19 protein-coding genes are annotated in these 24,143 nt (G+C 44.1%); 5 read left to right on the plus strand and 14 right to left on the minus strand.

Annotation, left to right across the window (positions count from 1 at the left end):
- Positions 1-64 precede the first annotated feature (64 nt).
- Entirely contained in the window at positions 65-1,420 is a 1,356-nt protein-coding gene (locus C170_RS26355; RefSeq protein ID WP_036615912.1) for an extracellular solute-binding protein, read from the minus strand.
- A gap of 274 nt (positions 1,421-1,694) precedes the next feature.
- Here C170_RS26355 and C170_RS26360 point away from each other — a divergent pair, with 274 nt between their 5' ends.
- Positions 1,695-2,462 carry a helix-turn-helix domain-containing protein gene (locus tag C170_RS26360; protein WP_036615915.1) on the plus strand — a complete coding sequence of 256 codons (768 nt, stop codon included), beginning with the start codon at positions 1,695-1,697 and terminating at the stop codon, positions 2,460-2,462.
- A 124-nt stretch (positions 2,463-2,586) separates the two neighbouring features.
- Here C170_RS26360 and C170_RS26365 read toward each other — a convergent pair whose 3' ends face one another.
- From C170_RS26365 to C170_RS26385, 5 genes are all read right to left on the minus strand, one after another.
- The gene (locus C170_RS26365) at positions 2,587-4,212 is read right to left on the minus strand and encodes a response regulator (RefSeq protein WP_036615918.1); all 1,626 of its coding nucleotides are present in this window, start codon (positions 4,210-4,212) and stop codon (positions 2,587-2,589) included.
- The gene (locus tag C170_RS26370; protein WP_036615921.1) at positions 4,197-5,954 is read right to left on the minus strand and encodes a sensor histidine kinase; all 1,758 of its coding nucleotides are present in this window, start codon (positions 5,952-5,954) and stop codon (positions 4,197-4,199) included. The genes C170_RS26365 and C170_RS26370 overlap by 16 nt, the downstream gene beginning before the upstream one ends.
- 57 nt (positions 5,955-6,011) lie before the next feature.
- A complete protein-coding gene (locus C170_RS26375; RefSeq protein WP_036615925.1) occupies positions 6,012-7,697 on the minus strand; it encodes an extracellular solute-binding protein in 1,686 nt (561 codons plus the stop codon).
- 124 nt (positions 7,698-7,821) lie between these two features.
- The gene (locus C170_RS26380) at positions 7,822-9,372 is read right to left on the minus strand and encodes a glycoside hydrolase family 43 protein (protein ID WP_036615927.1); all 1,551 of its coding nucleotides are present in this window, start codon (positions 9,370-9,372) and stop codon (positions 7,822-7,824) included.
- A gap of 7 nt (positions 9,373-9,379) precedes the next feature.
- A complete protein-coding gene (locus C170_RS26385; protein ID WP_036615929.1) occupies positions 9,380-10,897 on the minus strand; it encodes a glycoside hydrolase family 43 protein in 1,518 nt (505 codons plus the stop codon).
- Between the two features lie 163 nt (positions 10,898-11,060).
- On the opposite strand from C170_RS26385, the gene C170_RS26390 reads away from it, so the two are divergent.
- Positions 11,061-11,930 carry an AraC family transcriptional regulator gene (locus C170_RS26390; protein ID WP_036615931.1) on the plus strand — a complete coding sequence of 290 codons (870 nt, stop codon included), beginning with the start codon at positions 11,061-11,063 and terminating at the stop codon, positions 11,928-11,930.
- Between the two features lie 126 nt (positions 11,931-12,056).
- Here C170_RS26390 and C170_RS26395 read toward each other — a convergent pair whose 3' ends face one another.
- The 4 genes from C170_RS26395 to C170_RS26410 form a co-directional block, all read right to left on the minus strand.
- Complete coding sequence (locus C170_RS26395; protein WP_036615933.1) at positions 12,057-13,751, minus strand: ABC transporter substrate-binding protein; 1,695 nt, start codon at positions 13,749-13,751, stop codon at positions 12,057-12,059.
- A 275-nt stretch (positions 13,752-14,026) separates the two neighbouring features.
- Complete coding sequence (locus C170_RS26400; RefSeq protein ID WP_036615935.1) at positions 14,027-14,302, minus strand: barstar family protein; 276 nt, start codon at positions 14,300-14,302, stop codon at positions 14,027-14,029.
- Positions 14,303-14,315: 13 nt separating this feature from the next.
- Positions 14,316-14,750: a ribonuclease domain-containing protein gene (locus C170_RS26405; RefSeq protein ID WP_036615937.1), complete on the minus strand. Its 435-nt coding sequence runs from the start codon at positions 14,748-14,750 to the stop codon at positions 14,316-14,318.
- Positions 14,751-15,007: 257 nt separating this feature from the next.
- Positions 15,008-15,769 (minus strand): alpha/beta hydrolase, encoded by a 762-nt coding sequence (locus C170_RS26410; protein ID WP_036615939.1) that lies wholly within the window; start codon positions 15,767-15,769, stop codon positions 15,008-15,010.
- 139 nt (positions 15,770-15,908) lie between these two features.
- On the opposite strand from C170_RS26410, the gene C170_RS26415 reads away from it, so the two are divergent.
- The 3 genes from C170_RS26415 (at position 15,909) to C170_RS26425 (ending at position 18,818) form a co-directional block, all read left to right on the plus strand.
- The gene (locus C170_RS26415; RefSeq protein WP_036615941.1) at positions 15,909-16,520 is read left to right on the plus strand and encodes a TetR/AcrR family transcriptional regulator; all 612 of its coding nucleotides are present in this window, start codon (positions 15,909-15,911) and stop codon (positions 16,518-16,520) included.
- 27 nt (positions 16,521-16,547) lie between these two features.
- Positions 16,548-17,429 carry a helix-turn-helix domain-containing protein gene (locus C170_RS26420; protein ID WP_036615944.1) on the plus strand — a complete coding sequence of 294 codons (882 nt, stop codon included), beginning with the start codon at positions 16,548-16,550 and terminating at the stop codon, positions 17,427-17,429.
- A gap of 108 nt (positions 17,430-17,537) precedes the next feature.
- Positions 17,538-18,818: a glycoside hydrolase family 27 protein gene (locus C170_RS26425; RefSeq protein WP_036615947.1), complete on the plus strand. Its 1,281-nt coding sequence runs from the start codon at positions 17,538-17,540 to the stop codon at positions 18,816-18,818.
- Positions 18,819-18,876: 58 nt separating this feature from the next.
- On the opposite strand, the gene C170_RS26430 is transcribed toward C170_RS26425, so the two are convergent.
- From C170_RS26430 to C170_RS26445, 4 genes are all read right to left on the minus strand, one after another.
- Entirely contained in the window at positions 18,877-19,233 is a 357-nt protein-coding gene (locus tag C170_RS26430) for a hypothetical protein (protein WP_036615949.1), read from the minus strand.
- 121 nt (positions 19,234-19,354) lie between these two features.
- Positions 19,355-20,083: an amino acid ABC transporter ATP-binding protein gene (locus C170_RS26435; protein ID WP_036615952.1), complete on the minus strand. Its 729-nt coding sequence runs from the start codon at positions 20,081-20,083 to the stop codon at positions 19,355-19,357.
- Positions 20,076-21,521 (minus strand): amino acid ABC transporter substrate-binding protein/permease, encoded by a 1,446-nt coding sequence (locus C170_RS26440; protein ID WP_036615955.1) that lies wholly within the window; start codon positions 21,519-21,521, stop codon positions 20,076-20,078. The genes C170_RS26435 and C170_RS26440 overlap by 8 nt, the downstream gene beginning before the upstream one ends.
- 344 nt (positions 21,522-21,865) lie before the next feature.
- Positions 21,866-23,971: a serine hydrolase domain-containing protein gene (locus C170_RS26445; protein WP_036615958.1), complete on the minus strand. Its 2,106-nt coding sequence runs from the start codon at positions 23,969-23,971 to the stop codon at positions 21,866-21,868.
- Positions 23,972-24,143 lie beyond the last annotated feature (172 nt).

The raw sequence follows: 24,143 nt of genomic DNA on the forward strand, positions 1-24,143 counted from the left end.
AACGATTGACTAACCCGGACAGACCGCACCTTCATTGGTGCGTTCTGCCCGTGTAACGTGATACTTATTTGTAAACCTCATCAATCGCAGCCTGGAAAGGAGCCTTGTATTTCTCGATCAGCGTAGATACGGATACCCCTTCTTTGAGTTCCCCATCAAAATCCCAGAAGGGCAAGGACGGGAATGTGTTATGGTCGAGAACCAACATACCTTCCGCAACCTCTCTGGCGTTGTTGATATCTGCTTCATCGGTCAGATGTGTCTCCAGTGTGGATTGTCCCGGATACTCATAGATCGATTCGATCTCATTAATTTTCTCCCAGATGTACATCAGTTGTTCCGGATTCTCTACCGCTTTTGGAATTGTTATAGCTTGGTAACGTGACTCACCGGAGTGATACGCTGTTGCACTTGGACCTTTTGGAAACGGTACAAAACCAATATCGTAGTCCTTCATATCCGTCATAATACCTTCAACTTCGTACATGGCACCTGAATACATCAAGGTGTTGCCTTGACGGAAGAACGTGGATGGCTCTGTCCAATCGCCGCCCTCAGAAGCTCTGCCGACCTTCTCGGTAGCCAGTTTGGACAGGAAGTTCAACGCTTCTTTCGTTTTTGGATCTTCCAGGTTCTGCTTATCCTCTTTGGTCAGAGAAGCCTCGTTGGAATACAGAATCGGTTCCAGCAAGCCCGTTTGAGCGAGTCCCCAAGTGTCTAGCTTGCCATCATTGTTTCGATCTTTGTTCGCTTGCTTGGCAACGCTGATAAACGTATCCCAGTTCCATTCATCGGCATCCACATACTCCTGAAGTGGCTTCAAGCCGAGCTCTTGCATGAGTGTGCGATTATAGAAAATCCCGTTGATAAACGAGGACTGGTCCTCGGTAAAGCCGTAACCTTTGCCTTCATACTGCATGTATTCCTTGGTTGTTTTCTGGTTGAATACCTTGTCGTTTTTAATATAATCATCCACCGGCCATAACAGATCCTGTTTGGTCAATGCCGGAATGGCATAGTTTTTGCCCAGTCTCACCAGATCGCCAAGCGGTTCACCGGCCATCAGGGAAGCAACTACTTTTTCCTGATATTCACCAAAATCGATGGAAACATATTCAATATTAAAGTTGTGTTTTTTCTTCAGCGCTTCGAGATTCTCAAGACGTTGAATGTTGTCCGGGTTGTTCCCCTGTATTTCCATGTCCCACCAAGCAACAACCTTGATCGTTCTGCCACCCATGTCAAAGTCCATTTCTGGCGTGGAGTTTTCATTCTTTGGCTCGGTTTCCGCGGGTTTTTGTTCCTCCTGTGGTGTTGTCTTTTCCGGCTCGGGTTGAGCGGTAGGTGCAGAACTGCATGCAGCAATCACCAACAAGACCGCAAATACCAGGCTCAGTAGCATGAACTTGTGTTTTCTCATCGTCTTCCCCCCTGATTGTCGTTTGCTATCACAGTGTATCGTTCAAATGAAAGCGCAAACAACCTGCCGAAATACAGATGTTTACCCGGGCTGAATATAGATTTGCGTAATTTTGCACGAGCAAAGTGCATTATAGGTTTTAATTGGTAAAGAAATGCACTGTCTACAAAAATATGCACATTGTATGCGCTTTCTTTTATTACCATAATGAAATTAAGTCAAATTTCAGTTAATCTAGCGCATTACAATTCAGCAGAAGGTGAGGTATTGCTTCATGTATGATATTTTACTTGTGGATTTCAGCCGTCGTTTGTGCGGAGAGTTGCAACAGATGTTGCTACGGAGCAAAGCTCAATATACTATCGCAAATTGTGTGTTCTCATCGGCCGAGGCTTTGACCGCATTGTCAGAACGAGACTTTTCCCTTGTTATGGTACATACAGAGAGGTTTGATACCGCGGGGCTCTGGTTATGCAATGACATCCGAAAAAAAAGTCAGATACCTATCCTCCTGATGGGTGGAAGAGATCACTTCAGGTTTGTACGCAAAGCCCTGACGTATCAGGTAAATGATTATCTCCCGCATCCTGTTAGTCCTTCTTCTTTACTTAACAGTCTGCATGGACTTAGATCCCACCTTGAAACCGACCCGGCACACAAAACGTCGTCGTTCTTCAAAACACCCGTTCAAATGAACGGTAAACCCATGCACTCCAGTCATGTTATTCGTATCGTTAAGGCCTATGTACGGGATCATCTGAGTGATGAAATCACGCTGAAGAAGATCTCTGACATGCTTCATTTTAACTGTGCGTACCTTGGACAGAAGTTCAAGCTGGAAGAGAAGATGTCTTTCAATGATTATATGCTCCAGCAACGTATGGAAAAGGCACAGCAGTTGTTGTCTTCCACGAATCTGCGAATATATGAGATTGCTATTGAGGTAGGTTATAAGGATATTGATTGGTTCTATAAAAAGTTCAAAGCGTATGCCGGATCGAGTCCCAATGCTTATAGAAGACAAAAAATCCACACGGCCTAAAGGTGGATCGCCGAATCGGTTTGTTTATCAATTAGATAATAACCACAAAAAAACGCAGGATGTATTCTACTTCCTGCGTTTTTTTGTGGTTGTTTGGGTTTGGTCAATTCCAGAGTATTCACCGTTAACGTACCAAAAGGGATTCCCGGTATTCTTGGGGAGTCATTCCCGTTATTTTCTTAAAAAGTCGGGTAAATGAATGGGCAGCCTCGTACCCCACTTGAAGTGCGACCTCACGCACCATAAGATTTGTGTTCTGAAGCAATTCTTTGGCTTTCCGTATTCGGCAGTCGTCAATGAACTCTGACACGTTTATTCCCATTTCCTGCTTAAAGAATCGCGACAGATAGGATGGATTAAAATGATGAAGTTCTGCCAGTCTCACCAGAGAGAGATCTTTCTCCAGGTTCTCCTTGACGTAACTGCATAAGGAATGAATGACAACGTTAGCGCGTTCCTGTTCATTTGATCTTTTGTAGCGTACTAATTCATCGGCAGCACGATATAGAAATTGTACTGCATCCTTCATGCAGGTATACTCCCCTAAGTGCAGCAAGCTTCGTTGATCCGGGATTTTCTGTTGAAGGCCCCAACGATTGATCGTTGAATGCAATAATAAGGCCAGATTGTAGTATGTCTCCATGGCACGTTCCATCGTAATATCCTGTTGCATCAGTTCTCCTGCAAGCTCCTCAAATATATCGTAAAATGGCTGAATTCGTCCTGTTTCCAAATATCCTGACATAATCTCGATCCGGTTTGAGATCCGCATGGATTCTTTGGGTACATCAGATGAGAGATCATTACGATGGTCCGTGAGTACCATGGATACACCATCCCCAATTTTCATCCACTGGAGTAATCTCAGACGTTCATATTGTTTGGTTAACTCGGACCAATTGCAACTGCGACTACTTAATGAAAAAGCAATGGATACGCCGAGTGAGACCATGCATGCTTCCTGTACCAGTTCCAGTGTACCTTCTAGAAATCGCACAAGTTTATCATTTGTCATCTCTTCCTCCTGCTTCGGCTGAAGCAGCCAGATCGTATCCCCATAATGGTCCGTTACACTTGCGCACACTGTACGCTCATTCATCAGAGAAGAGCCGATAATGCGCACAGATTCTTGGACTTGTGTGAGGTCCGAACCTTTTTCTGGCAAATTATTGAACCGACCCAGTATGAGATACACAGGTGAGTTGTTCTGTAATCTTATATCTCGTTTGGATAATTCGTCCTGCATATCCATAGTAGAATCTATAACCGCCGTACAGTCTTGAAGTAACTTCCGCAAATACTCTTTTTGCTGTATCAGTGCAAGCTGCGAATTGACTTTATGAGAATGTTCCAACAACTCAACCATGCTGTGACTTTGCCGGATCTCTTCCATCACATCTTCTACAACAGACATCACCTTGTCATAACCTTCCGTTTTGAGCAAATAACGCACATTAGCCATCTGAAAAGCTTGATATGCATAATCAAAATCGCTATGTCCTGTCAGAAAAATGACACGACAATTCGGCCAACTGGCTTGAATCCGCTCTGTCAGTTCCAACCCACTCATACCCGGCATACGGATGTCCGTTAGAACAATGTCAATTCTCGAACGTTGCATCCAGGACAATGCTTCTGTTGCAGAGTAGGCCTTACATACATCAAGCTGTTCGGGTATATGTCTGGCGAACGTTTCATAGAGACTATCCGTAATAATCTCCTCGTCATCTACAATCAAAAGTCGATACATTCGTTTTCCCCCTCTTTCCACTGGATTCGAATTGTGACTTTTAACCCTTGCAGTTCACTTCTGGATAGAAAAAGCCCACTTCCTTCTCCATACGTCAGGACCAGACGTCGATGAATATTTATTAACGCGGTCATTTCGTCTGTACCTCCGTCCTTATGCAAGCGTTGTTGAAGAGTTTGAATGTGTTGCTCTTCCAGCTCATTTCCATTATCCTCTACGGTGATCTCGGCATATGCACCTTCCATATTAAACCCAATAATTAGAAGACCGGAGTCCGTATTCTTTTCAAGGCTGTGTTCGTAGGCATTCTCAATAATAGGTTGAATAATGAGTCTGGGAACTTTAATATGTTCCATCTCAGTAGGTAGTGACCCAAAATCAACTTTGATTCGTCTGGAGAATCGTAATTGTTGAATCTCTGTATAGATTCGTGAATGCTCAACTTCCACTTTCAACTTCACATGATCTGTTTCATTCCTCGTAATGAACCTGAAATACTCTCCGAGCATGTTGGTGAATTGCTCAATACGTTCGGTTTCTCCTGTCCTTGCCAGTGAATTCAGAATAAAGAAGCTATTGTACAGAAAATGAGGATTAATCTGCGATTGAAGCTGTTTCAACTCGGCCCGCTGCATCATCAATGTTTTCTTAAAATCTCGATCGATAAGGGATTGAAGATTTTCAATCATTAGATTGAAACGGGTGTAGAGGAAGCCGAATTCATCCTTTCGGTTATGCGCAATGGGGACATCAAGCATGCCTCCCTCCATTTTTTTGAATCTTTTCACCAACAACAGCAACGGGATATGAATCAACTTGTAACTTGAATAGAGATACGCCGTGATGGCAACAAATGATGTAATTGCAAACAGCCAAGCCCAATGATAGAACTTGCTAAGTGGCTTCGTAACAATTGCCTCGGGTAGATATGTAGCTACGGATAAGCCCAGGGAGTCCATATGCAACTGACTAACATGGTACATGGTGTCACCCACCTTCATCCGAAAGCCATCAAGTGTACCCTTTACACTGTGCTCACGGTAATTCGCGAGAATAACACTAGCTTGATGTTTATCTGTGATGGCATGCCCCGTTTTGTCCTCAATCAGAAAAGTTGAACTCTCCGGGTACAAATTAAGCCGTGTGAGTTCATTCTGAAAATGGTATGTATCCAGCTCCACTTGAATGACAAAAAGCGGGGGTTCTCCTCTCGTGCCTGTCAGCCTGACGGCACTTAAGTTCAAGGCGTCCTCTTTCACAGTGAAACGTGTACCTTTTCCTTGCATGCCTGAACTGAAATATAGGTAAGAACTTTTATCGAAATCATCGATGCCTTGGATCGCGGATATACTTTTGCCAACAGAAGGGATATGTACATGAACGTTTTTGATATAAGCAGTGCTATTCTTGAATGAAGCGAGTCGTTCAGTCAGGTAATTTAATGTATCACGCCGCTCAACCTGATCCATCATGTCCCAGAGAATGGCTAGACGATTGAGTTTTCGATCCTCAACGATATCAAACTGCTGTAATTCCATCCATTCTATCTCTCTGTTCAATTCCACCACATATTGGTTCAACCGTCTTTCCGTTGACAACGATATTTCCTGACTTGCATTGTCATAACTCCAATGATACAGATACACGCCAAGAAGAATAAGGGGGAGTACAAATACCAGATAGGTGATTATTAATCGCGCAAATATACTGTTAAACCATGATTTAGCAGGGATCTTGATCAATGCATTCACCTCCAATGCCAAAGGCTGAGTGGGTTCCTTGTAAGAATAAAGTGAACATTAGCGCTCCTTTGGCTTGCTGGCGCGAAACCACGCGTTAACCTCCGATGTGATCTGATCTCCCCCCAGCTTGCGCCAGTTCTCAACGAATTGATCAAACTCATCTATCGACCTGCCTAGAATAATGTTCATATAGGCTTCAAGCTGAAGATCCCGAAGAATAATTTGTCGATCAACCATTGTGTCCGTAATTCCGCCCGTGAATTGATCATAGAGAAGTTGGCCGTTCTTCTCGTAAGAATCTGCAATGCTAAAAGCACCCGAAGGCCCATAGGTTTGTTTCCAGCCCCAGCCGCTCTCTACATCTTCCAACTCATAGGCGACAATGCGTTTGTGAATGGCGAGAGCTTCATTCTGCAGAGCCGAGAAGTCTCCTGTACTTCTGGCATCACGAATTTGTTTGTATGCATCTATATTTTTATTACCGGGAAAAGGAGTTACCGGTGAAAGCATCCACACAGCTCGGGAGTCGTCATTGTAGTATGTTTCATACTGTGCCTGATCCCCCCAGTTGATGTCCAGATGCAGATTCATGAGCTTTACAACAACTTCCGGATTAGAGAACCGCTTTTTTACAGCAAAGTATTGCCCAGTGTTGGAACGTAGCGGTACGAACAGGCTCCGGTCCGACTTGGCAACAATGGGATATGCCTGCCATTCTACATCTATATCTGTTTCTTTATCACGGGTGCTCTGAAGCATAAAGGATGTCCACTGTTCGCCGTAAAGCATCCCTATTTTTCCATCTTGAACTAGACGAAACGCCTTGTTTCCACTTTTATAACCAAAATCCGGATCAAGTTGGCCTTCACGATACAACGTTTGCAGTACTTTCAGAGCCTCCCGAACTTCAGGCTGTATACCTCCATAAGTGAGGTTTCCTTCTGCATCTTTAACCCATATATTAGGGTAGGCACCGTAGCCAGACATGAACCCTGCAGCTCCCATAACTGGATCCCATAGATGGTTTGTTAGCGCAAGTCCATACGTATCATGCTCTCCGTTCCCGTCGGGGTCCTCCTCTGTAAACGCTTTCGAAACCTGGAGAAGCTCTTCCATCGTTTCAGGCGGCCGTAGCCCCAGTTGCTCCAACCAATCGGTTCTAATCCACAGGTACTGCGCTGTCTCAATGGAGGAAGATGATTCGGGAATAGCCATGAGTTTGCCATCAATGGTTGCCGCATCAAATGCGCCTCTTCCCTCCGCCTCCAATATACTCTTTGTAAGTGGGGAAGCATACTCTTGGTACACATGGGTTAAATCTTCGATCATTCCAGCATTGCTCAGTTGTCTAAGTTGATATGGATTAACTTTCACCACATCTGGAAAACGTCCTGCAGCGAGGGATACACCCAACTTCTGATTGTATACATCTCCATTAGCAGTCCAGTCATAGTGAATTTGAATACCTAGCTCTTTCTCATACAAACGAGTCCATCGATTATCCAGTATCGTCTCACCAGGTAACTGACTAATCATGCGCTCAAGGTCATCTCCCGTTTCCCTGACAAAAGAGACCACGATGGGAGGAGAATACCTCTCAAACGTAGCGGGAAGTTGGATCTGCTGCCCATCTTGCTGCGGATGATGTTGTTTGCTATTACCTTCGGTATGACCTGCTGGTATGGATACAGCAAGGAACAGAATGAAGGTCCATCTTGTTACGTCCAGACATCTCTTATACATGACGACATGCCCCCAGTTCGGTTTGAACAACTCTCTTCTCTCTGTCAACTTTAATCCATATCATTGTACAACAACTTGTACTCATTGAATACGAAAAGCCGCCATTGGGCGGCTTTTCGTATCTTTATTGTTTCTCATCAGGATTAATCATACGATATTCAAAATTCGAAAAGTCAGCTGTTCCTCCAGCTATTTCAGTTGAATATACAAACAACCCCGTTCGACAACCCATAAAATGATCCAGTTTATATATCATTTTGTGTACAATCCCTATATCTCTCCATTCAGTTCCATCGAAATAGGCAAAAGAGCACTCATCCAGATTGTTCTCAAAATTTCCGAATGCTTTTAGTTTAACTACTGGATCTGATACCGGGATACGTTCATGTTCAGTGGCTGGCTTCTGGTCGATCAGATTGCCAAATATGGTGGAATCCTCACTATCTCTGGCATGCATGACCAAGTAAAACTTGCTATCCTGCTTCGTAAGAGCGATCATACCGTACGAACCGATCAGAAAGCACAAACCGGCATAATCCCCATCATTCAGCCGACTGCCGTCAAGCGTAACTATTGCTTCGCAAGCGGGCCCCATTGAACGCTGGGTTAGTGTGTTGACCGCAAACGTCAGATTTGGGCTGATCTGTCCCGTTCGAACACGATACACCCCCGATTTCTCTGTAACGGACCAAAGTTCATGATTAGGTGTATGATTCCATTGCCAAAAATCACGGAGGCGGATGCTTCCATCTTCCTCGGGTTCATAATTGAAACTGTCGCTACCCACTAACGGGTTATAACGGTGCTCTGGTCTCGTGCTCGGGATATCAATCTGCTTCGGCGCTTTGCTTGCAAAGACCGGTATACCTTGATCAAAGTGTAGCGGAACCAAAACAGGAACCCGGCCAACAGCCCCATGATCCTGAAACAGCATTGCATACCAGTCTCCATCCGGCGTATCCACGATACCGCCCTGAGCAACACCTGAATTGAAATAATCCATATCGTCATTGAATACTTCTCCACCAGTGAAGACATCTTCCAGTGAATCTGCCATATAAAACGCCTGTGTTCTCCGTCCGGAAGCTTTTGTTATATGAATCAGGAACACAATATATTTACCATTGATCTTGTAAAAATGTGCTCCTTCATAACCAAGGTGATGAGGCTGCTCGTCTTTTACAATCAAGCGATGCACTCCACCAGGTTTGGGCCCGGACAGATCAGAGCTTAATTCGGTCAGATAGATCTCGGTATTACCGTACACGAGATATGCTCGCTCATCATCGTCAAAAAATAAGGAGCAATCATGGTAAAACCCTTCCACGATCTGTTTCTTCCACACTCCCGAGATGGAGGTCGACGTATACAAGTATGTCTTACGGGTATCATTCGCAACAAAGATCACATAGAACATTCCTTGATGATAGCGGAGTGATGCAGCCCACATGCCTTTACTATAAACGTGATGACCATCCACCAGCCGTTGGGCAGGTGTATCGTCCAATGTGTCGTATACATATGTGGCTACTTCCCAATGGATCAGATCATATGAACGCAGGATGACACATCCCGGCATCATATGCATGGTTGTACTGACCATATAATATGTGTCATCTACACGAATAACATCAAGATCCGGGTAATCGGCCCAAATAATCGGATTCGGATACATGCTTTAATTACACCTCATTTTGTCTATTAAACTTCCATTCTCTTAAAAGGATGGTTGGGCTGTCTGTTGAACTTTTAAGCTTAATATACAAGTCTTGCACACCTTTCGCACCCGTAACATTCGTTGTTAGTTCCATCCATTGAAGATATTCGGTTGCAGGTGGAACAATGATTTCTCCAATTAACAGTCCGTCTGTACGATCAAGTCGAAGTTCTAACGTACCTTCGGTTCCTTGATTCGCAATCGTGGCTGTGAAGCTTGTAGGTCCTTCACTTTCAAAGTCGACCTTGGATATAGCTATCCAGCTGTCATTATGCATCTTAGCGGAGATCATATTCGAATCTGATGCAGACATCTCACCAGAGTCAAAATATTGCTCTGTTGATACTCCGCTACTCCATCCAATCGTCGAACCGCTTACCCGCCCATAGGGATCGAAGCACTTGATTTGATCTACGCCCTGATAATCGGCATGTACCTTCTTGATCTTACCAGTGGCCTCATCATGTTCGACTCGATTAAGATGTGTTGACCGGTAACCTTCTGGGATATTCATGGCTTGGCATAATGTCTGGGCATGATAGGCAATGTACCACTGATCCGATAGTTGAAATATAGCATGGTGATTGTTGCCGCCAATATTAAAAAAGTGTCCAGGATTCTGGAGTAACGTACCCTGATATGTCCATGGCCCCATTGGCTGAACACTGGTCATATATGCAATCTCACCAGGTGGTGGGCAGCCATCTGGCCGATCACCCTCAATAAAATTGGAACAATACGTAAAGTAGTAACTATTATTATATTTATGTATCCCTGAATCTTCAAACATATAAGGCGCCTGAATAACCTTCGCTTTGCCAACAACGCTGATCATATCGTCTCCCAATCGCATCACTCTTGCGGTATCCGGTCTTTCTGCTTTCCCCTGTGGAATACCACCACCGAAATAGATGTAGGCCTGATGATCATCATCTACAATGACAGCCGGATCGAATAGCCAGGTTACTTCCTCCACTCCCGGAGTCTCTCTTGTAATAAGTGCTTTTCCTATAGGGTCTATCCACGGACCTACAGGTGTTGGTGCAGACAGTACACCTATTCCACTGGCATTGTTGGCGAAATAAAGAAAGAAACAGTCCTTGCCATCCAAGATTCGATGAGCAGCTGCCGGGGCCCAGGATTGCGAAGCCCATGTTGCTGCGCCTTGAGGACCAGCAACTCTGATCTCTCCATGATCGGTCCAGTTGATTAAGTCATCCGATGAAATGACCGTAATCCGGTTGATTGAACTGTAGCTGTTTTTCTGAGGAAGACCGTCCTTATCATATTCCAGCTTATCACTAGTCATATATAAGTAGACTCGATTGTTAAATACTAAAGCATAGGGATCGGCTCCAAATTTGTGGGCCACCAGAGGGTTACCGTTGGGACGAAGCTTTCCAATCTCCCCTGGAATGCTCTCCAGATTGGCAGCTTGGTCTTGCTTTTGCTCACCAGCATGTGGTGTAGAATGATGATTCATCAAGAGAATCCCCCTATAATCGTTTTTAGTTGTGTCTTTTTACGAGAAAGCGTTTGCAATACAAAAGGTATCATGATAGGATGATTACATTTTAAGGTAAGCTGAGTACAATTTCATTGCGTTAACCGCTCTATTTATTGCGTGAAATGACGGGAGGTACTTCATGAGTGGATCCTCTGAGTGTTTTTATGATCCCATCCAGCCTGAGCTCTTATATCTGCACAGCGTAACGAAGTATAAGCTGGAAACGATCTATCATCGCCATAATGCATACGAAATCTACCTGTTTCTTCGTGGAAACGTTCACTTTTATGTAGATAATCGATGTTACCATGTACAGCCTGGTGATCTGCTTGTGATGTCACCCGAGGAGATGCACCGAGCCTTTATTCTGGATGAATCTGAGTATGAACGAATTACAATCAATCTCAAAAAAACATATCTGTTTCAGCTTTCCACACCATCAACCAATCTATCGTCATGTTTTGACCATCGCCCCAAAGGAACAGGCAACATCGTACATCTAGACGACGATAACTTGAAGCAGATGCTGCAATGTACAAACGAACTGGAAGGGTTGCTTGCTTCCGATGCTTATGGCACCGATATCAAAATAAATGCAGCCGTAGCCCAATTGTTGGTCATGATTAACGTCTGGTTTTATAACAATTCCTTTGTTCCCAATGACATTATGCCTGAACTGGTTCGTGAAACCATGGATTATATTGAAACACATCTGAATCAAGACATAACGCTTCGCAAACTTGCCGAAGTGTTCTACATGAACAGTACTTATATCAGCCGCCAGTTCAAAAAGCATACTGGATTGACCATCCGTTCCTACATTTTGGGTCGTCGTATTGAACGGGCCAAATTCCACCTGTCAGAAGGAATGAGTATTACGGATGCATGCTTTCAATCGGGCTTTAGTGACTATGCCAATTTTATTCGCAGTTTTACCAAAATGGTTGGCATCTCCCCCGGTAAGTATATCAAACAAAGACGTGATGCAATTGAAGCATTACCACAATAATGACAAGTTCATTCAATGTAAAATGTAAACTGAAAACATCGAACCATCCTGCATGGCTCGATGTTTTTTAGTTCTTGATATACTTCGGATCTGCAAACAATTCATTATTGTGATCGTATCCGCAAGTTAATTGATCTCTTTACCCGTCCACAATCGAACGCGATCTTTAATCCACTCCGTATACTGCTGTTCCATGGCCAATGCACCTGCATTATCAAGTTCGGTAATCATATTGTCATATATGCCTTCAAAGGCACTCGGAGAGGATGTAATCGCTTCGGCGATCCGTTTCTGAATAATATCCTGCGTTTTCTGATACACAACGTTATAATCCCCGCTATCCGAAGGAATCGGCATATTGTAAGCAGCGCCCCACTCTTTCACCGGAAACTCTTCTTCGGAAGGGAACAAGTCCTTCCATGTAGTTATGCCATAACCTTTCAAAGCTTCTTTCTCCTCATCAGAATAACTTTGCTGAATCTGTTCAGGATAATTCGTTGTATAGTAGTTATCCGTTGAATCTTTGACACCATCCCCGTAGTGAGCACCGAAAATGTAATACAAGCCTACTCCGGTTTCTTTGGTGAATGTATTATTGTCTTTGTTTTTACGTTCCTGTACATCGGCCGGGATGGTGCGAACACCGTTTTCCACATTATATTGCTCGCCTTCAACGCCCCAGTTTCTCAATACTTGCCCTTCTTCAGAAGACATCCAATCCAAAAATTTGATGGCACGGACAGGATCTTCACAATCGACTGTTATGCCAATGCCATAACCATCAAAACCGATATTCTGGAAATCTTTACGTTGAAAACTGTCATCTAACGTTACCGGATAGAATCCGTAGGTCATATCGTCTTTCCCTGCGCTTTTCAACGCATTTTCCGCATCACTGAATCCCCAGCTTGGATCAAGCAAGGATAACACGCGACCACTGGCGATTTTGGACTTATATTGGTCATCCTTCTGAACAAAACTGTCCTTGTCCAGCAAGCCTGCATTGTACATCTTGTTCAACCACCGGAAATATTCCTTCTCCTCGGGACGTTTGTAATGCAGAATGGCTTCGTAGGTGTCCGGATTGATGAAATACTCACCATCTCCAGGTCCTCCAGTAGACATGACAGCGGGATCAGTAACAGTGATCATTCGCCGCCATCCATCTGCACTAAGCGTCAGTGGAATTGTAGGTTGGCCATCCTCTGTTGTCGGATTCTTCTCGTAAAAGTCACGTAGCACATTTTCGAAATCGTTTAAGGTTTTGATCTCAGGATACCCGAGTTCCTTAACTACACGATGTTGAATAGCCGCACCGTTCGTGGCATCGAAGCTAACTTGATCGATTGCGCCGTTCGTTGGAATCCAATAGATTGAAGGATCATCATTGCTGTATTTCAACCGATTGAAGTGCTCACCGTAGATCTTTTTCAAATTGGGGGCGTGTTCTTCGATCAGATCCGTCAAATCAATCATTGCCCCGGCATCAACGAGTCTAGTCAAGTTACCTTTTGGGAAGATCAAATCCGGATAATCGCCGCTGGCAGCCATCAGGGAAATGCGGTCGTTTCCGCCTCCGCTCGAAATATCGAATTCTGCATCAATACTTACACCGGTTTCTTCCGTAATTTTCTTCCCTACCGCATCCTGCATTTTGTTCCAGTTGGGACTTGCATCTGCGCCGAAGAAGGTAAATGTGATTGGGCTGTTGGGGTCACTCATATTTGATTCGGAATTCTCCCCAGCGTTTCCGCAACCGGCGGAAACTAACACAACACTTGTTACGAGACATGCTCCTAGCACTTTTGATACGGCTCTCATTATTTTTCTGCCCCCTAAATGATGTTAGTCGTAATAACCAATCCAGACATTACGATGGTTCACTTTGAGATAGTATACGCTTACATATTCAACCGTTAGTAAACGACTACAACCCTGCCTACCCTATTCCATGTTTAAAGTATAAGGAAGTCTAATAACCCCAACCTTGATTATTAAGCCATGAAAATAGCATGATCTAGACATGAGTCTCAGTAAAAATGTAAAGACCAAAAAAGCGATGGTTGCCCATCGCCTCATAAAGCCAAACCTGCTTTTCAATAATATAGTTCTAACGTAAATCCTTGGATTTCTGCTTCAACTTCCCGCAACAATTCCATGACTTGATCAGCGTAATCTCCAAGAATTTCTTTACTTTTCTCGAACCCAATCCATTGAAAAGTAATCGGCATGCTTACAGCCCCTGTCAAGACATCCCATAGAGCGTCCAAATTGCCTCCATAACTCTCGTCTAACTCAAGCTGGTTCTGCAAAATTTGATGAAGCTCTTCCTTGCTGTGAAAGTCGTTTCCGTTAATCTGAATGATGCTCATATCATTTCCTCCGTTATTTTAACTGTTCAAATGACTTGTAATGATCTGTCGTCTGGTAGATTAGACCGTCATTGGAGTATAGAATTCGGTCGCTTCCGCGCCGTCCTCCTGAGTAATTTATATCCGCTTCGTACCAGATCCGGCCTTTTTTGTTGGGGAGTAATCCTTCCCGGTTCCTGAACACGTCGCCGCCGATGCTTTTGCCTGGAGCGACTTCTCGCAGGTTACCTTCGCTTGGTTCCCATCCCAGATCTCTGGCCTCTTTCTTGGTAATATAATTTGGTGGAAGTTCATTGTGCTCCGAGATATAGTCGGCAACCTCATCAAATCCCATATCCTCCGAAACTTGAGGTGATCCAAGATCACGCAAAGACTCTGACGTACAACCCGAGAACAATAATGCAGCGAGGATGATCACTAATGTGTAAGCAAATTTTCTGAAAAACATAATCTTTTCTCCTTTTGATGTTCTTGCTCTTGCTGTCTTCCGTTTTGGTGCTATTTCGATGACAATGCTTCTAATGTTAACGATTTGTGGTAATTAAAGCAATTCTGTAAGCCTATTATGGAGTTGAAATTAAATCAATAAAAGCTGTTGCCTTGCTCCATTGAAGCATTATTTTTATTCTACAACAAAAAAAGCCGCTAAAATAGCGACTTTAATCGTACCACGATCATTACCATTCAACACATTCATTTAATAGTTTAATTTAATGTATCCATCCAGTTCTCCAGGGCTACAACAACCTCTTCCAACTGCTTATCTTCCGTAATGGCAGGTTGATTATCTCCTTTTTGCATGCCGTATGAGCCAAATTGACCGTGATTTCCACCCTCAATACTCACATATGTCGTGTCTTCCGGAAGATTTGCTTTGGAGTTCTCCCAGTCTTCCCAGTTAAGCACTCCGTCATCCGAGCCTGTAATCTGTAAGATAGACAAGTCCGTATTCTTCACGCTCCCCCCTTCATCTGCATAAGAAGCCAAGAAAAAGACGCCTTCCAACTTCTCATTGTGCTCCGCAGCATACCGTGATGCAAATGAGCCTCCCAAAGAATGGCCACCAATAACAAACGCTTCGTCAGGATGTTCCTCGATAAAGGAATCAGCCTTGTTTTGACCGAAAATCGCCAAGTTTATTGGCATGTTCGCGATATATACGCGGTGACCCTGTTCTGCCATTTCTCTGGCAAGTGGAGAATAACTTTCAGGTTCAACCAGACCACCTGGATAAAAAATAATATTCGGTTTGGTTATCTCTGTACCCACGGGTTCAAATCGGTAACCGTCCTTAAACTTGGCGACTTTAACCTGAGCATCACTTGTCATCGCCGTTTCAGCTCGCTCAGAAGGACTATACGTAACCGAATTGAGATATACGTAAACGCCGGCCACGATGATAACGATGGACAAGATGGTCCACATGATTATTTTTTTCCAATTGTTAGTACGTTGTGCTGTTTTCAACCTTAAAACCACCTTAGTATTGAGGATAATGATATGTCTTATTTAACTCTTCATAATTATACTTACCGGTAAGTATAATTACAAGATGATTTTGCTTACTATCGTTATTTGTCATAAAATATTCATGGAGGGAAGTCCAATGACAGAAAAATCACCCAAACGATTGCCTGGAAGACCCAAACATGGCAACGACGATATCTCAATTCAGCAAACCATTATTCAAACCGCTTCACAGTTATTCATGGAGTATGGCTACGAAACAGTCACGCTTCAGCAAATTGGCAAAACATGTAGCGTGTCAAAACCAACCATTTATTATCATTTCACCAGCAAACCCGAGCTTTTTAAGGTTGCCTTTACAACGATGCTACAGAATGTGAGTCGGTTAACCTCGCATATCCTTGATCAAGCCGAGAATCTAGAGTCGGGGCTTGTTCGTCTGGCAGAGGCCAGACTGGGAAATCCGCATGCGGAGATTGAAACCATGCTCAGGGAAGCTGAGCCTTTTCTTGAACCAGCTCAAATTCAGGATATACGCAACGCGGAGCATCAGATTCATGAAGTGTTAGCTTCCCATTTCCAACGGGCAATGGATGAAAATAGACTACGAACGGACGATCCATTTTTCCTCGCAGAGACTTTCTCGACATTGATGTTAATGGGTAACCGGGAAGATAACTTGCATAAATATGGTTCCAATCTTTCATTGGGCCAAAAGCTAGTAGATATTTTCATTCGCGGAGCACAGTAAAAATTCAGGGCAACAAGGAGAGCTGACATGAATATCCCTAGAGGAACCTATGGGTTTCGATTCGCGGAAGACCAGGAGCTCCAACTGTGTGTACTGTATGCGGCTGGATGTGATTCAATAACCGATCCTTCTTATCATTGGGATGGACTCGAACGTTCGGACGGGCCTCTTCTGTTATTCCAATATACAGTCTCGGGTGAAGGTGTATTTGAGTCGAATAATCGCATTCATCATGTTACCGCAGGACAAGCTTTTTTGGCAGAAATTCCAGGGCCACATCGCTATTACTACCATTCAGTATCAAAAGAACCTTGGGAGTTTCTGTTCCTGCTTTTCAGGCCCACTCTTATTCTGCCCCATTGGAGAAAATTTCTTCGTGAAGCGGGAGAAGTTCCCTATCTTCCCGCTGATTGTACACCCATCCGACTGTTGCGGATGATCGTGACTGATGCGGCAACAGGCAGAATAACTGATCCTCTGATCGCATCATCCAGCGTATATCAGTTCATGACAGAATTAACGCGATTACAGAGAACAACATTGCGCAACAGGGAGAATTGGTCTGAAAACATTCAAATAGCCGTTGAATACATAGAAAACAACTACTCCAAGATGATCAGTATCGATCACCTAGCGGAGCATGTTTCCCTTTCCAAATATCACTTTATACGTCGCTTTTCCTCCAGTACGGGCTTGACGCCTGGTTCTTATCTAACCCGTGTACGTACCGAGAAAGCAATGGAACTGCTGCGCGGAACTTCTCTTAGCATTGAAGTCATCGCCGAGCAAGTCGGGTATTCCAGCGGAAGTTATTTTATCAAAGCCTTTCGCAGCATAACCGGCGTTACGCCAGGTGAATTTCGTAGTGGCGGAGAAAGCCTTGTGTACCGTAAATTGTTCTTCGATTAACCGCAATATTTTGCTATTCGACACTCAACATTACTGTAGATATTAATAAATTCCTTTATTATGATGAATTGAGCGAGAGCAATAATTAATCCATAAAGGAGCATTCCCATGAATCATACACTTGCAGCATCAACTCCACCGCTTGGCTGGAACAGCTGGGATTGTTACGGCGCAGCCGTTACGGAAGACGAAATTCGTGGCAACGCCGAGTACATGGCAGAACATCTTAAAGACTTCGGCTGGAGCTATATTACGGTCGACATTCAATGGTACGAGCCTTTGGCCAATTCTTCGCAATATCGTCCGTTCGTTCCACTCATCATGGATGAATATTCGCGGCTTATGCCTGCCGAGAATCGGTTTCCCTCCGCTGCAGGTGGACAGGGATTCAAGCCATTAGCCGACTACGTTCATAGTCTGGGGCTGCAATTCGGCATTCACATCATGCGTGGTATTCCACGTCAAGCTGCACATGCGGCTACTCCGATTCTGGGAACAACCGCCACTGCGCGCGATATTGCTCATCCTAACTCCATCTGTCCGTGGAATACAGATATGTATGGTGTTGATAGCTCAAAAGAAGGCGCACAAGCCTACTACGATTCGCTGTTTGAACTGTATGCACAATGGGGCGTTGACTTGGTGAAGGTTGACGATATTGCTGCTTCAAGGCTCTATGACACCCATCAACCTGAGATCGAAATGATATCCAAAGCGATTGAGCGCTCCGGTCGGCCCATGGTACTAAGTCTCTCTCCTGGCCCTGCTCCAGTAGAATACTCAGAATTCTTGGCTGATCATGCCAACATGTGGCGTGTCACGGACGATTTCTGGGACCTCTGGCCACTGTTATTGGATATGTTCGACCGCTGCCGGACGTGGCAGAGCGTTCCCAAAGCAGGCTGCTGGCCAGACTGTGATATGTTGCCTTTGGGTCATATCGGTATCCGTTCTGTAGACGGTGGTGGAGCAGATCGCTGGACTCGGTTCACACCTGACGAGCAGTTGACGATGATGTCACTGTGGAGCATCTTCCGTTCCCCGCTCATCTTTGGTGGTGAACTGCGAGATAACGATGACTGGACACTATCCCTGCTAACTAATCGTGAGGTTCTGCGAATGCATCGCGAGAGTTACGGAGCCAGAGAAGCCTTACGCAAAGAAGATCTTATTGTGTGGACTGCCCAGCATACGGATGGTTCCTCTTACGTCGCTGTGTTTAACATCGGCGAGAATGCTCTACCTGTGGATCTGTCCATTGATGAGGTCGGACTGTCCGGCATTACCGAAGGTACCGAATTGTGGAGCCAAGAAGCAGCTCAATTAACAGAGAATTCCTTAGTTACTACTGTACCTGTGCACGGTGTGCGTCTCTATCGGTTTTCCTAAGCTTGCAAAAGAAAAAGAGAGGTCTGTCGTTCATTAGACAGACCTCTCTCTCATTTCATCAGTATGTATCCATGGCTTGAACGGCCAGATGAAATGCTTTAATCCTTCTTTCTAGAAGAGTCTTTTGTGGGCTACCTTCTTTGGAATTGGCATACGTGCTCTCTAGAGATGGGAACAATCCCATCAAGACAAGGCGGGCTTCTGCGATATCTTCCTCCGTGTAGGGATGAGATTTCTGATTCCATATCTTTTCCAACAGTGCTAGGCCGATGTATAAAGCTTGGAGACGTTTCTGTAACAATGTTGTGTTATTCCTTTTCTGAGTCATATTCACTAAGGCATTTTCCGATTTGCGGATGGTTGATTGAAAGGCTTTAATGGATTGCAGTTGATCTTCTTGTGACACGTTTTCCATGGAGTATAGACCTCACTTTCTTGGCTTAGTTTGTTCGGTCTTTCTATTAAATCACCTCATAAATATAACAAAAAAAGCCGCTAAAATAGCGACTTTCAATGTATTCATTCTCGATTCAGTGCTAGAGTACCTTTTCCAAAAAGCTGATCGTCCGTTCATTCTTCGGATTTCCAAATATCTCTTCAGGAGTGCCCTGCTCGACAATATAACCACCGTCCATGAAGATCACACGATCAGCTACTTCACGAGCAAAACCCATCTCATGGGTAACAATCATCATCGTCATGCCTTCGCTCGCGAGGTCCTTCATAACACCGAGAACTTCTCCTACCATCTCAGGGTCAAGCGCCGACGTCGGTTCATCAAATAACATAACATCCGGATTCATAGCAAGCGCACGAGCGATAGCTACACGTTGTTTTTGTCCACCTGACAGTTGTGTTGGGAAGCTCTCTGCTTTATCAGACAGACCCACACGCTCAAGTAATTTGAGTGCTGTATCACGAGCCTGCTGTGCATTTAATATCCCGAGTTCTCTGGGCGCAAACATGATGTTTTTAAGCACACTAAAATGAGGGAACAAGTTAAAATGTTGAAATACCATTCCAATATTTTCGCGAGCTTTGTTCAGGTTGGTTTTAGGGTCATTCAGATCCTGATCATCCACAATAACCCGGCCTGCCGTAATCACATCTAATTGGTTAATGCAGCGCAAGAAGGTACTTTTTCCCGAACCGGAAGGCCCGATGACACAGACAACTTCTCCTTCGTTGACCGCCACATCAATTCCCTTGAGGACCTGATTCGAGCCGAAACTTTTCTTCAAACCTTCAACTTTTATTTTAGCCACGACGAACCTTCACCTCCAGATAATCAGCAATTTTGGTCAATGTGATAATGACAATCAGGTACATAACCGCAACCGTTAACCAAATGTCAAAAGAGGAGAACGTTCTTGCAATAACAATTTTACCCGATTGTGTCAACTCTACGAGACCAATAACGGATAAGATTGACGTATCCTTCAACGTGATAACCATCTGGTTAATGAAGGACGGAATCATAACCCGCACTGCCTGCGGAATAACGATCTTTATCATCGCTTTGCGATAAGGAATGCCCAATGAACGGGCAGCTTCCATCTGACCACGATCAATCGATTGAATCCCGCCTCGGATAATCTCGGTTACGTACGCCCCTGCATTCAGACTAAGTGTCAGAATAGCCGCCAGGAACAATGGCATCGTGAAGCCCATCGCCTGTGGAATCCCAAAATAGATAAAGAATGCCAGGACAATCAGCGGAATACCGCGGAAGATATCCACAAATACGGTGGCAACAACACGCAGGAATTTGTTCTGTCCAACCTTCATGAATCCGAAAATCAGACCGATGATAAACGCGAAGAACAGGGACACAATCGTATATAAGAGTGTTTTCCCCAGACCTTTCAAAAGTGAGGGAAGGGATTTCTGAATTAGCTCCCAACGCCCCAGATTTACGACTTGGGCGTTCTCTCCAACATATTCTTCGATAATGCGCTTGTACTCACCATTAGCTTTGATATTTACAAGACCCGCATTGAACATCTCCAGAAGTTCCTGATTTTTACCCTTACTTACCGCAAATCCGTAGGAAGCCCCGTCCTCTTTGTCGGTAACAATTTTCAATCCGTTATTTTGTTTTACCCCATATCTTAGAACGGGTTCATCTTCAAAACAGGCCACCGAATTACCAGTCATTACATCATCATACATTTGATATGATTCGTCGAATGGAACAATCGTAAACCCATACTTTGAGGCGATGGATTCAGCAAAGCTGTACCCTTCTGTTCCCGTTTTTACAGCGACCTTTTTACCACGAAGATCTTCGTAACTTTTAATGGTATCATTATTGGAACTAATCCCCATAACAACGCCTGAATCATAATATGGCTCTGAAAAATCAAATTTTGCTTTTCGCTCATCCGTAATACTCATCCCTGCGATCACACCATCGACTTGATTCGCCTCAAGTGCCTGTACAGCTGCGTTAAATCCCAGGGATTTGATTTGATACTTGAAATTTTGATCTTTGGCGATGGCATCCAGCAAATCCATGTCGATACCAACAAAATCACCATTCTCATCTTCATATTCGAATGGAGCAAATGTGACATCAGTTCCGATAACATAGGTTTTACCGGAATCGGACGCTGCGGCAGCGTTCCCTACCCATCCTGATAGACCGCTCACCAGGAGCAGCATCAGTGAAAGTATAAAAAATGAGATCTTCGTTGTTTTCATGTGTCCTCCCCGTCTCGGTATTGTCCGAATAATCATTATTTTCTTTGGAATCGGTATTACGGTTATGCTTTTTGTCGATCTTCTGCCCATTTGATTGTTATTATTTACTGTATATTAACAATCAATGCTTTGCCTTTCCACTTGCAACATTTTCCTCCATCATTTTTTTCCAACCAGTAAAAGTCCTTTTAATACTTACCCTTTAGGTAAGCTTCGCGAAACCCAATATTACATTGTGAATCTGAAAAAAGGTACATTTACTTTAAAACGTATTATTTAAAATTTAAAACTCAAAAAAAGCCGCGATTTCCGCGACTTTTTATTGTACAGTTTTTTATAATCTATTAATTTGCTCTGGTTGTCAATACAATCTCGAACTTCGAACCAGCTTCACCCGCGAATACAATAGTTCCGTTCTCAGGCAACACAATTTCGTTTTGTCCACTGACCACTGTATGATTAATGCCTATGCCAGCTTGGTTATATACAGCAAATGCGCTGTTTGCAGACATCTTGACCGTCATTTCTTTACCTGCAGCTGATGCAGGAATCGAATACCATGTGGCATGACCATTCGCCTGAATCGTTGTCTTTGATTGTTTTCCCGCATAGATCGGTTTGATGATGTCTTGAGCAACATAAACGTTGCCTCCAGCTGTAACATATTCCACGCCATTTTCCTCATAGAAATTAAACTCCATCGTGTCACGGCCCGCTAATCCAGGAATTTGCAATTGGTTCACAGCTTGGTTAGCTCCAACGATTTTATTCGTGTAGACATAACCCGGCAGCTCATTAAAAGTATGAATGGGAATCATCGGCATCGCTGCGTTGTACAGTGTTGATGTGTATTTTTCATTGACCAACACGTAGGCTTTGCCTTCCCGTTTCTGCCATGCGGCCTTTACTTCTTCCGACAATTCATTGGTTTCAAGCTTTTCTGCCTTATATTCAGAGGAAGCAACTTGCCCAAGCCCAGGAACAGACTGATACGAGCGAGACCACAAATATGTGTGCCCGTTGACTTCCTGAACGAACTTCAGCTTTTCCGTAGCCGCATCATTAACAAATGAGCCATCAGCGGTGTACGTATAGGTCTGATCAGAACTGTTAGGAGACGACAGATTAGATAGCGTTAATTGCCCATCATCTTTTACGTCCAGCTTCATTAACATGTTTGCCCCACCAGCGTACATGCCTGTATGCTGTGAAAGTTCTGTTGGCATAGTTGTTTTCACAGGTGCATCATGTGACTTCTCCGGCTTACGATCTGGAATGATATTCTTCTCCTCAAGCGCGCCAAGCAACAGCTCAGTTGCCAGCAATTGATCCGTTGAGCTATGACCACCCGAAGAGGTTACGGCAGCAGCCATATTATATTCCGGTAACACAATCAAGGAGGAATGATAGGTTATTGTATTGCCACCTTTGCTTACTGCCTGGATGCCGTAATCATTAAAAGGAAACAGGTTCACGCTGTCCCAGCCCAGGCCGTAACCAATAGAAGAATCGCCTTCTTCCGGCCACATGCCTCTCTTGTATTCTTCTTGCTCCATGGCCTCTACGGATTCCTCCGAAAGAACACCTTCAACCTCACCTGTAAAGATTTTCGAGAACTGAACCAGATCTTCAGCGGTGGAATAGATGCCTCCCGAGGCAATCATATTTGTAGTCTCTAATGGAAGTTTCTCCTCATCCGAAGGGGCATATGTTGCTGCCATCTTGCTAAGCTCTACAATATCCTGCGGTGTTTTGGTATGCTCCATACCAAGAGGCTCGGTTATGTACCGGTGCATGAAAGTTGTGAAGTCCATGCCACTGACCCGCTCAACCAAAATTTCAGCTAATGTAAAACCGTCATTACTATACACCGAGTATGCGCCAGGATCGGCCTTCAGATGTTGCGTCGCCAATTGTTCCAGTAACGTATCATGTGCATAGGTATCATTATCTCCAAACAGTATTGCACTGTTACTTGACGTTCCTAGAAGCCCGGATGAATGATTCAGTAACATGCGTGGTGTAATCTGTTGGTAACGCTTGTCTTTCATTTTAAAGTCCGGAATATACTTCACGACAGGCTCATCAAGATCGATCTTGCCCTGGTCCACTAGCTTCATTACGGCGGTTGTGAGCATCATTTTGCTGGTTGAACCAATGCCATACATAGTATCTGAAGAAAGCGGGATGTTGTTTATCAGGTCGCTTTTTCCTGCCTGACCGGAGATCACAATCTCACCCTCATCCATCAGTGCGTACTGCACACTTGTCGTAGCGTATGATTCAGTGAGTACCTTGGCCTTTGCACTTACTGCCTTTTTAGTTAGATCATACGTAGAGCTACTACCGTTACTGGTAGCGGGTGTGGCCATGGCCGACATTGGGGACATCATTGCAAACACCAAAGTTATGGCGGCGATAGACGTTCGTTTCTTTCGTGTCAATCTCATCTTCTCCTGTCTAGTCTATGGATTAGGAATCTCTGTGTTCGTACTCCCGTAGTGTAACCGAAGAAGATGAACTGTCTGTGGCTTGAATATGAATCGAGTATGAACCAAGCAGGACCAACCCAAATAGGTTGGACACACGGTAAAATCGCTTTAGTCCATCTTTGTTTTGTTT

Origin of the sequence: Paenibacillus sp. FSL H7-689 (assembly GCF_000517905.1) — a bacterium.
In the GTDB taxonomy this organism is placed as follows: Bacteria; Bacillota; Bacilli; order Paenibacillales; family Paenibacillaceae; genus Paenibacillus; species Paenibacillus amylolyticus.